We start from the raw sequence: 15895 nt of genomic DNA on the forward strand, positions 1-15895 counted from the left end.
GCTCAGTAGAAGGTTGTTCATCTTAGTGAATGAGAAAATAGGAATACCTGCAGGCAGAGTCAGCGAATAATCAATGGGGTAAATCAAAATAGAGTACCGTAGTGGATGTTAAAAAACATATACTGGTTATAACCCGGATAAAGGTTACAGAGAGAGCAGGGTACGGCACGTTTGCAACCGAGCCCTTTATTGCCTGAGTTGGGCGGCATGCCAAGCATTGCTGATGTTATGGCTGTTGGGTACTAATGCGTCGTCGCGGGTAGAGGTGTAGAGAGTCATTGCCTGGTTTGTTGTGAAAACCGTACCCAGGGAGGTATCAACCGTTGACACAACCCGGGACGCTGCAGAGTCGTTATAGTTACCATATGCACTGGCGTAGCTATCCGTGGTGTAAGTCGTTAGTGCCAGGCCAGACAACATGGCTACCGTACTGATGGACGGGAATTTCATGGTCAGTCTCCCTTTAGGCTGCTATATCTGTTTAGCATGGGTGTGACTGAGCTCAATAAGTCGAAAGGCTCTAAGCGTAAGGCGATACGAACCCGGTGAATGGATGCAGGCAGAAAAACCTACCCTATTTCCTCAACCAATTGATGGCTTATTGAACTTTTCTACAAGCAACGGTTTATTGCGTTTTAAACAACGCTATTGCAGGGCTGAAGCTTTTCAGCCTTACAAACGAATACCGTGACGGGTCGCCCGCTATCTGTGGTGCATAGGCATGGACCATGCGCTTTGAATACAACCGCGCTACCACGCAGATACTGTTCCTGTCTGCACCGAGTTAGTGCAACCAGGTTACAGCGGGATCGTTTGAGTCAGCGTTTGAACGCGTGTGGTTTTTTTTGAAAACGATCAAGAAGCCCGGAGTTCGCTACTGGCATAAGGCGGCAGTATCACCCAAGGATTAATCTGGATGTCACTGACAATTAAGACGTTTGGCGAACTGTCACTGTTGAGTGAAGGACAGGTGATCAAATTACCCGCTTCAAAGCGCACACGTGCTTTGTTGGCGTATCTAGCGATTACCAATCGGCCACATCGACGTGACCGGTTGTGTGAAGTGTTCTGGGACCTACCGGATGACCCGAGGGCAACCCTTCGCTGGTCATTGACCAAACTCAGATCCCTTGTGAATCAAGGGGCACACAAGCGATTGATTGCCGATCGAGAGCGAGTGTCACTGGACGTGACCGACATTGACCTGGATATAAGGCGTATTGCCACTGTTGTCGACCAACCGAATCTGTCATCCGAGGCACTTGATGCCTTACAACGACAGTTATCCGAGCCCTTTCTGGAGGGAATTGATTTACCCAACCAGCCCTTGTTTCAGGATTGGTTAACGTCGGAACGCCAGAATATACGGCGGATGCAGGGCAAGGTCAGGGCACGACTGGCGTCACATCCGACAAATCCACGCGAAACCCAACTGGATCATGCCCTGGCATGGGCGGAACTGGACCCTTTTAACCCGGGTGCGGCGAATCGTGTTCTCGCGTTGCTGCGTTTGTTGGGGCGCACCATGGACGTTGCCCGGTTAACGAACCAGTTTAAAACCCGGTTTCGCAATGCGGGTGTTCAATGGACCGAAGAAGCAGCACCAATCGCGGAAGCGGAGTCAGGTGCGATCAATCAGGAGTCGGTTCGTCATGATATGTTGTCCCGTCAAACAGTCGCATTCTGCACAGCCGCTGATGGAGTAAGGATTGCGTATGGCTCTGTCGGTAAAGGCACCCCTATCATAAAAGCAGCGAATTGGCTCAGCCATCTGGAGTACGACTGGGATGCACCGATCTGGAGCCCGCTGTTTCGGGAGTTAGCGATGGATCATCATTTCATCCGTTACGACGAGCGCGGCAACGGCCTTTCAGACTGGGATGTTGCCAACTTGTCATTCGAGTCGTTCGTATCCGACCTGGAGTCGGTGGTCGAGGCCAACAAGGTTGATCAATTTGTGCTGCTCGGCATTTCGCAGGGTGCGGCCGTATCCATTGACTACGCGGTTAAGCACCCCGACCGCGTTACTCATTTGATTCTGTTTGGGGGGTATCCGGCGGGCTGGCGTATTAACGCCACCGACAATGAGATCCAGGAACGGGAAGCGATAATGACGCTGACGAAGACAGGCTGGGGGCGGGATAACCCGGCATATCGTCAGATATTCACATCAACCTTCATGCCCAGTGCTCGCCCTGAAGAATTAAGCTGGTTCAATGAATTTCAACGGCTCACCACATCGCCCGAGAACGCCGCCCGGTTTCTATCGGTCTTTGGTGATATTGATGTGCGCGAAAAACTGTCTAAAGTCTCCGTCCCCACCCTGGTGATTCACTCACTGGGGGACCGTCGAATTCCCGTCTCAGTCGGGCGTGACATAGCGGCCGCTATTCCCAATGCTGAATTTGTGGGGTTGGAGAGCGACGGCCATTTACTATTGGGGAGGGAGGCTGCCTCCAAAGCCTTCGTGGATTCGGTTAGAGAATTCATTCAACGTCACTGAAACGCCTCTGATAAGTTGGTTACCACCCAAACGCAAAGAGCGGGGCAATGCCCCGCTCTTAATCTCTTTATTTAACCCAGGTTTTCTAGTGGCATAACAACCGAGCGCTACCCAGCATCAGCGTTAACAGTCCAATCGATAACCCCAGACTGCCTCCACGACCACCACGATGATATAGAGGTATCCAATGTCGGCAGCGTTTTTCTATTGCCAAGATTCCTGGACTGATGGTGTCGGCAGTGTCTTCATTGTCGTCATCGCTATTAAGGATTGCTCTGGCGCTTGTGCCTGCTGAGCCAAAACGGCTTAAAACGAAACAAGCCAACCGCACTGTGGTGTGAAGCTGGCTTATGAATAGCTAAAGCAGTCTACCTGCCGTTAACTCGGGAGCGGTTCGTATGGAAATTCATCATCTTCATTTTCTACACCATCGCCGTCAAAGTCGGTTAAGCTAAAGACGACTCTTACTTCCACCGCCGCCAGCGTGTCGGTAAAGCCGTCGTTAGCGGCGACAGTCAGGTTATAGATGCCGTCACCATCGGCATCCACTGGCGCTGAGAAAAACTGAGGGTTAATAAAGCTGAGCTCGCCAGTAGTGGCATCCATGCTGAAGAAGTTAGCATCGTCACCACCGTTAATGGAAAAGGTGGGCGTTTGGCCGTCGCCATCGGTGGCGGTGAAGGTTTCAACGGCGCTTTCGCCTTCGGCTACATTTACTTTTAATAATGCGGCATTTTCATACCGATTCAAAACATCACTGAAGAATTGAGCGGTAACAATATCCGCACGGGTATCGTTATCTGAGTCGGTAATCAATATGCTCTTTAGGTTCTCAACGCTAGCGATAATGGTCTCGCTGAAGGTTTCATTACCGTCGTTTTGGAACCAAACCAAGGTGCTGTCGCTTTGCTCTGTGATAATGTCGATGTCGCCATCGTTGTCCATATCCGCCGCTTGGGCAAATTCATGCTCGGTGTCCGTGACCAATGTCGTTTGCGTAAAATTGCTGGCACCATCATTCTCAAACCATGCAACTGTCTCTCCGTTGCTAGCGGTCGCAATTAAGTCGATATCTGTATCGCCATCGATATCGATGGGCACCATTGAGTTGGAGCTGGTCATCGTGGTTGTGATGCTGTTTTCGGTAAAACTTTCAGAGCCGTCGTTTTCAAACCAAAGGATTGGCGTGCTGCTGTTACTTGAACTTGCCACAATGTCCAGTTCGTCATCACCATTCAAGTCGACGAGGGTGATCGAGTTGTAGAACCCCCCATCTCCTTTAAGAATCGTTTCGGTAAAACTCTGTGCGCCATCGTTTATCAATAGGCTGACACTGCTGCCTGCTCCAACAAAGTCAATGTCGCCGTCGATGTCGATATCCGCTGCGTATACTGTATTGGCATTGTTCAGTGAAAACTGTTGGCTGGGGTCTACGGTAAAGCTTTCGCCGGTGCCGTTGTTTTTATACCAGCTAATGAGGTCTGTGCCGGAGTCTGCGGTAAGCACATCGTTAAAGCCGTCGCCATCGATATCCGTTAAAAAAATGGCAGTGCCCTTCGCGCCATCATCGGCGATCAACCGGAGTGTAAAGCCTGAGCTACTGCTCTGCAGTAAACTGTATATTTCACCCGTGGTCTCAGAGGTAAAGACAAAGTCGATAAAGTCATCGTTGTTTAGATCACCTGCGGTAATTGCGCGAGGATCTTTATTAAAGTTGGACGAATTTGGCGTTAGTGCATCTAAAGACGGGCCACCAACCAGTCGAGTGATTGAAAAGGTTGAACTGACTCCGTTGGTAAAGAAAGGCGCAACGCTGTTTGTCGAATCGTTAGGCGAAGGGTCGTTGAGGTTATCAACGCCGTCACCATCAATGTCGGTATCGGTATTATCGCCGATACCATCGCCATCGGTATCTGCGCTTTCCGTAGCATCATCCGGAAAGGCATCCAGACTATCAATGATACCATCGCCATCGCCATCGGTGTCGGTATTAACGCTACCCGCAGTGCTTGGCTCAGTTGCCGTTGAATCGCCGCTACCCGAATCACAAGCGCTAACCAGTAAGGCCGCCGCAAGGATGATGGGGAGTAGAACATTTATCTCTTGCATTGCTGTTGTCCTTCGAAGGGTTAAGGGTTCTTACTAGGGAGTTGTTCAGAAGCTCCCTAGTAACGAACAGGGCACTGCTTTGGGTGCCTTTACATTTATTCTGGCTCCCTAGTTGTGGCGCATTAACCGAACACTACCCATCATCAGCGTTAACAAACCCAACCACAGACCCAGGCTACCGCCGCTGCTGTTACCGCCGCCGGTTGAGCCGGAAGAAGCTGAGGCATTGACCCGTTCAAAGGCACCGATGTCACAGCCTTTGCCGTTTTGTTCGCGCTCAACACCGCGCTGGTCGGTTGGCAAACACGTATCGGAGTTGGCCGCATTGTCACCCAGGCTTCCGGCAACGAGTGCGTGCGTCAGGGTGGGTCCGCCGTTGCCGGCCAGGGGGGCCAGCAGTTCGGTTAACACGAGGGGTGCATTAATCAGCTGGTCAGTACTGTGGGTTGCGCACCCCGTGCCATTGCCGATGACGTTGTAGCCGAGTGAGCGAGCCCCCGGGTTTAATTCGCAATCCGGCCCTTCTGTGGCCGTACTACCGGCAATGATGCTGTTGCCATACGCAAGCAGACTGTCTGTAGCGCCCTGAAAAACACCACCGCCTAAATTGGATGCAAAATTGTCGGCCATCGTGACGTGGTTCAGATTGGCGATGGCTCCGCTGTCCAGATACAGTGCACCGCCATCGCCACCTTCGACCCGGTTGCCGCTTAGGGTGGTGTTGAGCAGTACCATGGCGTTGTTCTCAGCGAAGAGGCCGCCGCCACTAAACAGTGCGCTGTTGTCGCGGATAATCGAGTGTTCCGCCCGAAGCTGCGCACCGTCCAGAAACAGTCCGCCCCCAGAACCCGCTGGGGCCGAGTTATCAGCAATGCTTGCGTTCATTAGCGTCAACGCGGCCTCATAAAGATATGCGCCACCGCCATCGCTCGAGGTAGACGTATTTCCCAGGACCGACGTGTTGGTCAGCGTTGCACTACCGGGGTACTCGAGGTAGAACCCCCCACCAATAAACGTACTGGTGTTGTTGTCGATTTGACTGTCAACCGCGTTCAACACGCCTTCATAGATATAGAGACCGCCACCTTCTGACGAGGACGAGTTGTCAGACACGGTGGATCCAAACAGGCCGAGCGATGAACTGTCGAGGTATAAACCACCGCCGTCGCCTGCGGCTTCGTTGGATGTCAGACGAGTATTGACCAACGTTACCTGAGTGGAATAGTCGGTATAGATGGCGCCACCATCGTCACCGGCGAAGTTTTCAAACAAGTCGCTGTCTTCAATAATCAACAGTTCGTAGTCATTCATGCTGATCGCACCACCATCACTGCCTGCTTCGTTGTTGGACAGGAGGGTACCACTCAGTTCGACAGTGCCCTCGCTGTCTGAAGCTATCGCGCCACCATCTGTTGTTGCAGCGTTGTTGGTTAGGGTTGACTCGTTGACGACCAGGTAGCCCTCATCGCTGTATACCGCGCCACCATCGCCTGTTGCTATGTTTCCGGAAAACGTGCTTCGGTAAACGCGAACCGAGCTATCTATTCCGGCTATCGCTCCACCATCGGTACCCGAGTTATTGCTGAATGTGCTGTCGTAGATGGTTAGGAAGGCTTCTAGTGCATTGATGGCTCCTCCTTTTAAATCGCTGGCGTGGCCGCTGAATTGACTGTCGCGTATGGTTACGCTGGAATCCGGCATGATGGCCATACCAGCGCCAGCGAGCGGGCTGCCGCCATTGGCGATACGTACGTTTTGCAGTTCAAAATCAACGGCATCAACCTCCGTACCGACGGAAAGCACTTGGACTGAGTTGCCACCATCGATAATGGTATCGGTCTTGTTGACCCCTTGAAGGATCAGGTTTTGGGTAATGGCGAGTGTTTCGTTTAAAGCAAAGATGCCTGCGGGCAGCGTCACAATGTCGGTAGCGCTAACCTCGCCGGCCGGGCATTCGCCGGTGCTGTCACCGGAGGAGGCGTTGGTGTTTGCCGCGATGATGGCTTCCTGCAGCGAGCAGAAGCCATCGTTGGCCGTTGTGTTGTTCGTGGTCGAAACGGTCAGCGTAGCGGCCTGAGCCGAGACGGCTGCCGAGGCGATCAGTAGGGTGTAAGGCAGTAATTTCATGTTGTCCTATTCCTTTAAGCGAATGTACGTAAACGGATATAACCTGGGCCTAGCGCCTGATATAGAGCGTCAGCAATACCTGGCTCGTTAAGACAATTCAGTCTGACCAGCTCCCGTTGTTTTGCTCTCTTTGAGGCGTTAGCGGGAAGCATTGGTTCATAGACGACGGTCAACGACTGTTTGGATGCAATGGTTCGGCATTTTATGGGTCGACCGTTTGAAGAAGCGTTTGAAGCCGTCTTTTTTTTTCTGGAAAAGTGAGACTTATTGCGCATTACTGACCTGTTTCAGCTGAAATGGCGGGCATTCAGTCGTTGCTGCCTGCAAGGGAGCCGTGTAGACGACGGTATGTGAGGAAGCCTCGATGGTGGGCTGGTGTCAGGACGGGGCAATTGAAGCGGCACTGAGTGCCATTGAGATGGTTGATGTGAATGAGGTAAAAGCCGAGCCATAGTCCGGCCTGGTAACTCTGCCTGGGCGCCTATTGAGTAATGTTCAATAGACGCCCGCTGGTGTCATTAACCAGGCAAGTTAGTACAGGTAAACCACGCCCCGGTTGCTCTTTGAATTATCGGCTTGCTCTTCAGCGCTGGCTTGAGTGCCCGTGGCATTCCCGCCTTCGTTTCTTGCGGCAATGGCCAGCGTCTCTCCGTCACCGCTCAGGCTGACGGCATTGCCAAAACTGTCGCCACTGTCTGTGTTCGTGGCTTTCAGGTACGCGTGCTGAGTCCACGCCTGGCCGGTGCGACGAAACACATAGGCGGCACCCGCCGGGTCGGTGTTGTCGAATTCATTGCCATTGATGCCAACGGCAGTACTGGCTTCATTCACTGCACCAACCACCAGCACATCGCCAGTATGGCTTAAGCTCACGGCGCTTCCGAAGCTGTCGCCTGCATCGGTGTTGCTGGCTTTGAGGTAAGCCTGCTGTGCCCAGTCAGCGTCGGTACGGGTAAACACATAGACGGCGCCAGCACTGGGTGCTTCATTGTTCGACTGGTCGCCATCAATACCGGTGACTGCACTGTCTTCCCGTATGGTACCCACCGCCAGTGTGTCCCCGTCCCCGCTGATGCTGATGGAATTGCCAAAGCGATCCTGCTCTTCTGTATTGCTGGCTTTAATAAACGCCTGCTGCGTCCAGTTGGCGCCGTCATGCACAAACACATAGGCAGCCCCGGATTTGTTTGCCGCAATATCGAATGCATCACCGTTTACACCGGTATCGCTGCTGTCTTCGAGAAAGGCGCTCACGGCCAGGGTGCTTCCTTCGCTATCGAGACTGATGGAGCGACCGAAGAATTCGTCACCCGTGGCATCGCTGGCTTTAATGTAGGCCTGTTGCTGCCAGGTATCGTCATCACGCGTGAATACGTAAACCGCACCGGCGTTTGTGACATTGTTGTTTTGTTGGCCGTTGATCACCTGGGCATCACTCTGCTCGCTAGGCGCCCCTACGACCAATACCGTACCGGCATCGTTCAGTTCGACGGATTCGCCAAACTTGTCATTGGAGTCCGAGGTGTTGGCTTTGATGAACGTTGGCTCAGACCAGACACCCTCGGCACGGGTGAACACATAGGCAGCGCCGGCATTCGCTGCGTCATTGTTGGTTTCGTCGCCGCCTATTCCATCGGCATCACTGTCTTCGTTATTGGCGCCGACAGCGAGCGTATTGCCGTCTGCGCTCAAGCTTAACGCAACGCCGAAGTTGTCACCGGAGCCACGAGTGCTAGCCGGTAACCGCTGTTGTTCTGCCCATTGGCCGGGGCCAGCTTTCGTGAAGACGTAAACAATGCCCACTTTGTTACCACTGCCGTCAGAGAATGCCCTTGCTTGGGGGGCACCCACTGCCAGGGTATTGCCGTCGGCACTCAGGCTGACCGCTGTGCCAAAGAAGCTGGCGTTGTCGACATCACTGGGCTTGATGTAACCGATCAGGTCGTTCAGACCGTCATCAATGGTGAGGGTGCTGGCGTCAACGCAGCCCACCTCGTTGCAGCTTTGCAGAATGTACTCGGCGTCAAACCGTGAGAAGGTGGGTATTTCCAGTGCCAGGGTTTCAGTACCCTGAGCAATCGGCTCACCCAGGGGGCTGAAACCGGATTGGCCGTCGGGGTTTTCCAGCAGTATGTAGTGGGTGGCGCCTTCGACGTCTGTCCAGTCGAAGCGCAGGGTTTTTATGGCGTCAAAGCTCAGGCTGACCTCGGCTGCTGCGGGAGTGGTCGGGTCGGTGCTTGGATCAGGCTCGTTTGTTGGCGTGTCGGATTCTGTGTCTTCATCCTGCGAATTGGATGAGCCTTCAGAGCCACAGCCACTGAGCATCGCCAGTATGGCAACGCTGAATAAGTGGGCTAGTAAACGCGAAGAGTTGGGCATGTATTGGTCCTCCTTGGGTTGGTGTTTTCAATCAACAAATTGAGTCATCGATCCCAGGACGAAGCTAGCCCCCTGATTGGATGCAATGGTGATGAATTTAACGGTCTAGCGTTTGAATAAGCGTTTGAAAACGTCTTTTTCAATCAGAAAAGTGAGACTTATTGCACATTACAGACCTGCTTCAGCTGAAGTTGAATCAACAATGCCGATTGCAAAATCGGGTGTAAGCTACACGGAAAACAAGTGGGCAGGGTACCCGACAGATGTAGGGTGTGGGTTTGTATTGAGTCACCATTGACACGGATCTTCTCTTGGGTAGTATTTGAAGCATGACTAACTGGATGCACGCACATCGATTTACTGACCTCCGAGTCCTGAAGCAGGGCACGGCGGTCTGACTTTTCCTGTCTGAAAAGCCAACTCCGGGCCTTGGGCTCGGAGGAAGATTCCACAATCCCCCTTGGAATATCGCAGTTATGCCAATGCCGTGACTGCTGGCTTTTTGGAGAACCATCATGTCTAAACACCTAACCGCCGACCAATTGGTCGACGCTCTTACACTGCGCGATCTCAGCAACCCGAACCAGGGTGCTCATGCCATGCAACTGCTGCTGGATGACATTCAGCATGCTATCGAATCCCTTTACGACTGTGAGCTGCAACGTTTGTCGGGCCACCCTCTGGTTCGTGTGCAGGACAATTACGACGCCCTTGGTTACCCTGAAGACGGCCCGGCACGGGAAAGCCGGTACAGTCGTTACCTGTCCAAGCGCTGGATGCTTCGAACTCAAACGTCCTGTCTGGTTCCAGAATGGCTGAGCAGTTGGCGCAACAAAACACCCCGGAAATTGGGGTTGCTGTGTTCCGGTCGGGTGTATCGTCGCGACAGTATTGATCGGCTTCACGTTGGTGAACCGCACCAGGTGGATGTATGGGTGCTGCTGCCTGTCAGCGACGTTACCCATCTGCAGACGATGTTACGGGAGGCCATCGATACGGTGATGACCGCCGTCTTGCCAGATCATCCACTGCGCTTGGAGGCATCATCGCATCCCTATACCAGGGACGGTGTGCAACTGGAGGCGCTTTCAGAGCGCAACCAACTGGTAGAAGTAGGGGAGTGTGGTCGCATAGATCCGGCGCTGCTGGCCCGTCATGGCTGGGACCCGGAAAAAGTCACTGGTGTTGCGATGGGCCTTGGGCTGGATCGTTTACTGATGTTGCGCAAACACCTACCCGACATCCGCTTATTGCATAATTCGGATCACCGCATAGTGGCGCAAATGCAAGACCTTGAGCGATGGCGACCGGTTTCCTACCAACCTGCGGTGGTGCGCGACCTGTCCATAGCTGCAGAGGCGGATATGGACGGCGAGGTATTGGGTGACCGCGTTCGCGAAGCCATACCGGATAAGCTTGATTGGCTGGAGGCCATAGAAATAGTCAGTGAAACCGCGGGTGATGACTTGCCTGCAGTGGCCGTTGACCGGCTAGGTCTGATGCCCGGGCAAAAAAATGTGCTATTGCGACTGACCATGCGCCATCCAACGAGGAGCATTGGCCGTGATGAGGCCAATGATTTGCGTAACCGTGTGTACCAGGTCTTGCACCAGGGAAGTGTGACGGTACTGGCCCAATAGCGGGCATATGGGTTAACGATGCGGCTGGTAGCTGAAACTTGTGCCGACGTTAACCCCTGCAAAAGGGTCGGAGAACTGCTCCCACTCCTTTTGAATCAAGCAACACACTACTGTCTCCAGAACGGTTTGCTGGTTTCCCGAATGACATCTGCTCGTTTCAAACCCACATCCTTCAGAATGTAATCTGGCAAGCGAGCTAATTGTGCTCGGGTTTTGTAGTTGCGGTACCAGTGCCTGGTGGTGTTACCAAAGTAAGTCATTGCCATGCGCGTGCTGCGAGCCAGCAAAATGCAGAGGGTGCTAAACAGAGGCTGGCGACTTTGATTGAACGTATCGACACGGGTACTCACAAGAGCTCTCCTTAAGTGACCATCGAAAACGGGTATTTCCGATTAACACCATGTTAAGCGCACCACCTGAACCGGTACAGATACAGGAAATAGGAACATTGACCATAACAGATGGTGGCGATAAGCTACTGTTCTGGTTCGTTGTGAGCGATCTGTACTGGTCTCCAGAGCCTTCAATAATGGTAATGTTCTGGTCGATGCTCGACAGAGGGTGCTGATGGAAACCAATCTCTATGCTCAACTTGCCGACTCACTGGTTGAGCAGATCCGCCAGGGTGTGTTTCGACCGTCGGAGAAAATGCCTTCTGTGCGGTTACTGGCGCGGCGTGAATCGGTGAGTATTTCCACCGTTTCGGCGGCTTACGAACTGCTGGAACGCAGAGGGTGGGTCGAGGCTCGTGAACGTTCAGGCTACTTTGTGCAAAGCAGGAGTGAAGAAACTCTGTCGGTGCCGAAGCAGGTGCGTACCCGGCCCCGGCCATTGCCGACCACGCTGTCCCAGCTGGTTATGGAGGTACAGCGCGGTTCCATTACCGAGGGCGCTAATTTTTCCCGGGCGATCCCCTCGTCAGACTTCCCAATCATCCGTCAGGTACAGCGCACCTATACGCGATTGTCACGAACCCAGGCCTTTCTCGGTATTGGTTACGATACCCCGGAAGGCCTGCTGGTATTAAGGCAGCAAATTGCGCGTCGTGCGGTCGACGCGGGCGTTTTTGCACCGCCTGAAAGCATCATCGTTACGACCGGCTGTCAGAATGCGATGGCGCATTGTTTGCGGGTGGTCACCCGGCCTGGAGACATCGTGGCGGTGGAGTCTCCATGCTACTACGGCCAGTTGCAGATGATTGAAGCCCTTGGTTTGCAAACCGTGGAAATTCCGGCGCACCCTGAAACCGGCTTGAGTCTGGAAGCTTTGCAACTGGCTCTGGATAAATGGCCGATCAAGGCCATCATGACAGTGCCAACCTTCTCTAACCCGCTGGGCTGTAATATGCCAGACGAGAACAAACGGGCACTGGTCGACCTGCTCGACCGCTATGACATTCCACTGATCGAAGACGACATCTACGGTGATTTGCATTATGCCGAGCAGCGACCAAAGGCGGTAAAGGCGTTCGACAAGAACGGCCGGGTCTTGTTGTGTTCTTCTCTGTCAAAAACCATCGACCCGCAGTTCGGAATCGGCTGGATCATTCCGGGGCGTTACTTCGAGGAAGTGGTGCACAGCAAGTTCGTCACCTCGCACGCCATGGCATCGTTGCCACAAATGGTGGCGGCGGAAATACTGGCGCAAGGGGCCTATGAGCGACACCTGCGCCTGGCCCGTGAAACCTACCGGCAACGCTACCAGTTCATTGTTGAGCGAATTACCGAGTATTTCCCACCCGAAACACGGGTGTCTCGTCCCGAAGGGGGCTTGGTGGTCTGGCTGCAATTTCCACCGCAGGTGGATACGACGAAGCTATACCATCGCGGGCTTACCGAACACATTCGCATTGCGCCGGGTGAGCTGTTTTCAGTGACGGGTAAGTACCGTAATTGCATGCGCCTGAATTATGCGCTTGCCTGGTCGCCCGAAAAAGAAGAGGCACTGCGCAAGCTGGGGAGTTGGGTAAAAGAGGCGATGGACGAGGCGTAAGAAGAAGGCCAGGGAGGCTGCTCCCAATGGACTACCGACTCAAGCTTCCGGGGTAGCTTCCTTTTCGATGGCGTTGGTTTTTGGCAGGCGCAGGTTCTTGTCGAACAGGTCTTTGTAAAGGCCACGGGCTGCCTGAACGAAGTAATCGACAGTTTGTTGTGACCAGGCTCCGATCATCCCGCCTTGCAGCGTGGCCAGAACCTGGCACGCCCGCTGGTGGGCTTGGGTTTTGGGTAGGTCACCGCGTGTGAAAACGGCCGTCAGCCAGTTCAGGTTGAGTGCGTAAAAGGCGTCGACGGTGGTGTTGATGTCTGCCGTCAGGGTTGCTCTTTCGACACTCAGCATGGCGCACAAACACACCTGTTTGGAGTGCATCATTTCGGTGTAAAACATCACAATGTACTGACGCAACAGTTCCGCCGTGGCGAGTGTCGAAATGGCTGGGTCGGGCAGGGCATTTTCAAAGCGCCGGTTGTACCGCTCTGCTACAGCAGTACCAAGGTCCGATTTGCTCGGGAAGTGGTAATGCACGCTGGCGCTTTTGATGTTCAGGTCTTTCGCCAGGTCGCGGAAGCTGAACGACCCGAACCCACCCTGGCGAATGTAGTGTTCCGCGCGATCTTGTAGTTGTTCGCGGGTATTACTCATGGTTATGGCCTTACTTGTGGGTTCCGGGTAACTATTGCTGCACTCAGACCCGTTTTTTGATCTTCGGGTTGGGCAGGTCGGTGATTGTACCGGCCCCCAGTTCCGCGGCAAGCCCTACGGTCTCGTGCAAGGTCGGGTGGGCGTGAATGGTGAGGGCGATGTCTTCGATGTCGGCTCCAAATTCGAGAGCCAGGCTGAGTTCGCCCACCAGTTCTCCGGCATTGATGCCTACCAGGCCTGCCCCTAACAAGGTGCCTTTGTCTTTGTGGAAGATCAGCTTGGTTTTGCCTTCGCTTCGATTGGCGCCGATGGCACGCCCGCTGGCTGTCCAGGGGTAGGTCGCGGTCTCAACATTCAAGCCCTGGGCTTTGGCTTCTTTCTCGGTCAACCCAGTCCAGGCGATCTCGGGGTTGGTGTAGGCGATGGACGGGATGGCGCGCGGCTCGAACGCGACCTTATGACCGGCGATGACTTCGGCCGCTACATGACCTTCATGCGAGGCTTTGTGTGCCAGCATTGGGTTGCCGATGATGTCGCCGATGGCAAAAATGTGCGGAACCGAGGTTCGCAACTGGTTGTCTACTTCGATAAAGCCGCGTTCATCCACACGAATGCCTGCATGCTCAGCGCCAATCCTGTTCCCGTTCGGGCGCCGTCCTACGGCTACCAGAATGGCGTCGTAGGTCTCCTGGCGAGTCTCACCCTGTGCATCCTCAACGGTGACGTGGAGGTCGTCTGGCTTGGCAACTACCGCAGTTACCCGGGTGTTTAGATGGATATTGAATCGGTCTTTGTTGAACCGCTGGTAGACTTTGACCAGGTCACTGTCGGCTGCTGGTATCAGCTGCTCGGCAAATTCTACAACGGTGACTTCACTGCCCAGTGCCTGATAAACCGTGGCCATTTCCAGCCCGATGATACCGCCGCCAATCACCAGAAAACGCTTGGGTATAAAGGGTAGCTCCAGGGCTTTGGTACTGTCCCAAATTCGGTCATCGTCGTCGGGTACAAAGGGGAGTTGCACTGGTTCCGAGCCAGCGGCGATAACGCAGTGTTCGAACTCGATCAGACTGTCTGTCTCGTTACCGGCTACTTCCAGCCGGTGGGCGTCTTTGAAGGTGCCGGCGCCTTGGACCACCTTGACCTGGCGGCCTTTAGCCATGCCACCAACGCCTCCGACCAGTTTATCGACCGACTTTTGTTTGAAGGCGCGAATCGCATCGAGATCGACCGTGGGTTCGCCGAACTGAACGCCGATGTGCTCGGCCTCCCGGGCCTCCGTTAACACGTCAGCGACATGCAGCAGCGCCTTCGATGGTATGCAACCAACGTTCAGGCAAACACCCCCAAGTGTCGGGTAACGCTCAACCAGGGTTACCTCCTTGCCCAGGTCAGCCAGGCGGAAAGCGGCCGAATAGCCTCCGGGGCCTGACCCTAGAACCAGAACCTCGGTTTTCAGTGTTGCTGCCATGGTGATGCCTCCATTTGGATATTACCTATCAGTAGATAGGTTTTAGCATAGTCGACCAAGCAGTGGTTGTAAACTGATCGATGTGGGTGACGAGCCTCAGATTCGACGTTCGCAGCTTGTTTGACGGCCAGTTCTTACACTTACCAGTTTATACGTGCTTGCGAAAAGTAGACGACCCCCAATAGACTGAGCTCAAACCACTGCGGCCAAGTGTCGGAGTATTGTTGCCATATGGCTCCCCACGTTGTTGGGAGGCCAAATGAGGTCTCCATAAGCTTATGCGAATTGATGTAGTGTCTGACATAGCCTGCCCCTGGTGCGCCATTGGTGTGAATGCTCTGGAGCGCGCACTGGAGCAACTGGGTGATACGACCGACGTCGAGGTCCACTTCCAGCCGTTCGAACTGAACCCGGACATGCCGCCGGAGGGCTTGGAGCTGACAGCTTATCTCACCAGTCGGGTTGGTATGTCGCCAGACCAGGTGGAAACATCTCACGACATGTTACGAGAGCGGGGGCGTACCGTCGGGTTCAACTTTGGCGAGCGTTCGATGATATGGAACACCTTCGATGCGCACCGGCTGCTTTATTGGGCCGATGAGGAAGGCCCCGCTGGTGCCCAGCGCCGACTGAAACTGGCGCTACTGCAGGCGTACCACGGCGAAGGGCGCAACCCCGGAGCTGATGAGGTGCTGATGGAGTGCGCCGTCAAGGCGGGCCTGAACGAAGCTCGGGCCCGGGAGGTGCTGGAGCAGGGGCTGTTTACTCGGGCCGTACGCGACGCTGAAGAGCAATGGTTGCAAAAGGGCGTGCGAGCGGTACCGACGATGATTATCAATCAAACACAGGCGCTGCAGGGTGTACAGCCTGTAGCAGTGCTGGAAAAGCTGCTGAGAACCGAGCTGGCCGCGCAGGGGTGAAGTAGGTTCATGGCTGTCCAGAACCGGACCCGTCAACGAGCGTTGGATTTGCGCAGCCTGGGCGGTGTTCAAAGAGGGTGACATCAGGGTATGGTGTCCGGTGACC

General features: G+C 54.1%; 11 protein-coding genes. 4 read left to right on the forward strand and 7 right to left on the reverse strand.

What is annotated here, in order from left to right; translation table 11 throughout:
• Nucleotides 1–186 precede the first annotated feature (186 nt).
• Nucleotides 187–450 (reverse strand): hypothetical protein, encoded by a 264-nt coding sequence (locus ACHUE7_RS16625; RefSeq protein WP_394171001.1) that lies wholly within the window; start codon nt 448–450, stop codon nt 187–189.
• Between the two features lie 466 nt (nt 451–916).
• On the opposite strand from ACHUE7_RS16625, the gene ACHUE7_RS16630 reads away from it, so the two are divergent.
• Nucleotides 917–2503, forward strand: coding sequence for a bifunctional AfsR/SARP family transcriptional regulator/alpha/beta hydrolase (locus ACHUE7_RS16630; RefSeq protein ID WP_394171002.1), 1587 nt, complete (start codon nt 917–919; stop codon nt 2501–2503).
• A 378-nt stretch (nt 2504–2881) separates the two neighbouring features.
• On the opposite strand, the gene ACHUE7_RS16635 is transcribed toward ACHUE7_RS16630, so the two are convergent.
• From ACHUE7_RS16635 to ACHUE7_RS16645, 3 genes are all read right to left on the reverse strand, one after another.
• The gene (locus ACHUE7_RS16635) at nt 2882–4612 is read right to left on the reverse strand and encodes an FG-GAP-like repeat-containing protein (RefSeq protein WP_394171003.1); all 1731 of its coding nucleotides are present in this window, start codon (nt 4610–4612) and stop codon (nt 2882–2884) included.
• A gap of 108 nt (nt 4613–4720) precedes the next feature.
• Nucleotides 4721–6739: a choice-of-anchor Q domain-containing protein gene (locus tag ACHUE7_RS16640; protein ID WP_394171004.1), complete on the reverse strand. Its 2019-nt coding sequence runs from the start codon at nt 6737–6739 to the stop codon at nt 4721–4723.
• Nucleotides 6740–7270: 531 nt separating this feature from the next.
• A complete protein-coding gene (locus ACHUE7_RS16645; RefSeq protein ID WP_394171005.1) occupies nt 7271–9118 on the reverse strand; it encodes a hypothetical protein in 1848 nt (615 codons plus the stop codon).
• A 515-nt stretch (nt 9119–9633) separates the two neighbouring features.
• On the opposite strand from ACHUE7_RS16645, the gene srmL reads away from it, so the two are divergent.
• Complete coding sequence (gene srmL, locus ACHUE7_RS16650; RefSeq protein ID WP_394171006.1) at nt 9634–10758, forward strand: PheS-related mystery ligase SrmL; 1125 nt, start codon at nt 9634–9636, stop codon at nt 10756–10758.
• Nucleotides 10759–10865: 107 nt separating this feature from the next.
• On the opposite strand, the gene ACHUE7_RS16655 is transcribed toward srmL, so the two are convergent.
• The gene (locus ACHUE7_RS16655; protein WP_394171007.1) at nt 10866–11108 is read right to left on the reverse strand and encodes a DUF1127 domain-containing protein; all 243 of its coding nucleotides are present in this window, start codon (nt 11106–11108) and stop codon (nt 10866–10868) included.
• 217 nt (nt 11109–11325) lie between these two features.
• Here ACHUE7_RS16655 and ACHUE7_RS16660 point away from each other — a divergent pair, with 217 nt between their 5' ends.
• Entirely contained in the window at nt 11326–12750 is a 1425-nt protein-coding gene (locus ACHUE7_RS16660; protein ID WP_394171008.1) for an aminotransferase-like domain-containing protein, read from the forward strand.
• A gap of 39 nt (nt 12751–12789) precedes the next feature.
• Here ACHUE7_RS16660 and ACHUE7_RS16665 read toward each other — a convergent pair whose 3' ends face one another.
• The gene (locus tag ACHUE7_RS16665) at nt 12790–13398 is read right to left on the reverse strand and encodes a TetR/AcrR family transcriptional regulator (RefSeq protein ID WP_394171009.1); all 609 of its coding nucleotides are present in this window, start codon (nt 13396–13398) and stop codon (nt 12790–12792) included.
• 43 nt (nt 13399–13441) lie between these two features.
• Nucleotides 13442–14869, reverse strand: coding sequence for a dihydrolipoyl dehydrogenase (lpdA, locus tag ACHUE7_RS16670; protein ID WP_394171010.1), 1428 nt, complete (start codon nt 14867–14869; stop codon nt 13442–13444).
• 278 nt (nt 14870–15147) lie between these two features.
• Between lpdA and ACHUE7_RS16675 the strand changes: the two genes are divergently transcribed.
• Nucleotides 15148–15789 carry a DsbA family oxidoreductase gene (locus tag ACHUE7_RS16675; RefSeq protein ID WP_394171011.1) on the forward strand — a complete coding sequence of 214 codons (642 nt, stop codon included), beginning with the start codon at nt 15148–15150 and terminating at the stop codon, nt 15787–15789.
• Nucleotides 15790–15895 lie beyond the last annotated feature (106 nt).

The sequence above is a fragment of the Saccharospirillum alexandrii genome, assembly GCF_043641555.1.
Taxonomy (GTDB): Bacteria; Pseudomonadota; Gammaproteobacteria; order Pseudomonadales; family Natronospirillaceae; genus Saccharospirillum; species Saccharospirillum alexandrii_A.

Bases quoted from the DNA above. Each gene is read 5' to 3' on its own strand.
- ACHUE7_RS16625 (WP_394171001.1), bottom strand. From the start codon at position 450: ATGAAATTCCCGTCCATCAGTACGGTAGCCATGTTGTCTGGCCTGGCA.
- ACHUE7_RS16630 (WP_394171002.1), top strand. From the start codon at position 917: ATGTCACTGACAATTAAGACGTTTGGCGAACTGTCACTGTTGAGTGAA.
- ACHUE7_RS16635 (WP_394171003.1), bottom strand. From the start codon at position 4,612: ATGCAAGAGATAAATGTTCTACTCCCCATCATCCTTGCGGCGGCCTTA.
- ACHUE7_RS16640 (WP_394171004.1), bottom strand. From the start codon at position 6,739: ATGAAATTACTGCCTTACACCCTACTGATCGCCTCGGCAGCCGTCTCG.
- ACHUE7_RS16645 (WP_394171005.1), bottom strand. From the start codon at position 9,118: ATGCCCAACTCTTCGCGTTTACTAGCCCACTTATTCAGCGTTGCCATA.
- srmL (WP_394171006.1), top strand. From the start codon at position 9,634: ATGTCTAAACACCTAACCGCCGACCAATTGGTCGACGCTCTTACACTG.
- ACHUE7_RS16660 (WP_394171008.1), top strand. From the start codon at position 11,326: ATGGAAACCAATCTCTATGCTCAACTTGCCGACTCACTGGTTGAGCAG.
- ACHUE7_RS16665 (WP_394171009.1), bottom strand. From the start codon at position 13,398: ATGAGTAATACCCGCGAACAACTACAAGATCGCGCGGAACACTACATT.
- lpdA (WP_394171010.1), bottom strand. From the start codon at position 14,869: ATGGCAGCAACACTGAAAACCGAGGTTCTGGTTCTAGGGTCAGGCCCC.
- ACHUE7_RS16675 (WP_394171011.1), top strand. From the start codon at position 15,148: ATGCGAATTGATGTAGTGTCTGACATAGCCTGCCCCTGGTGCGCCATT.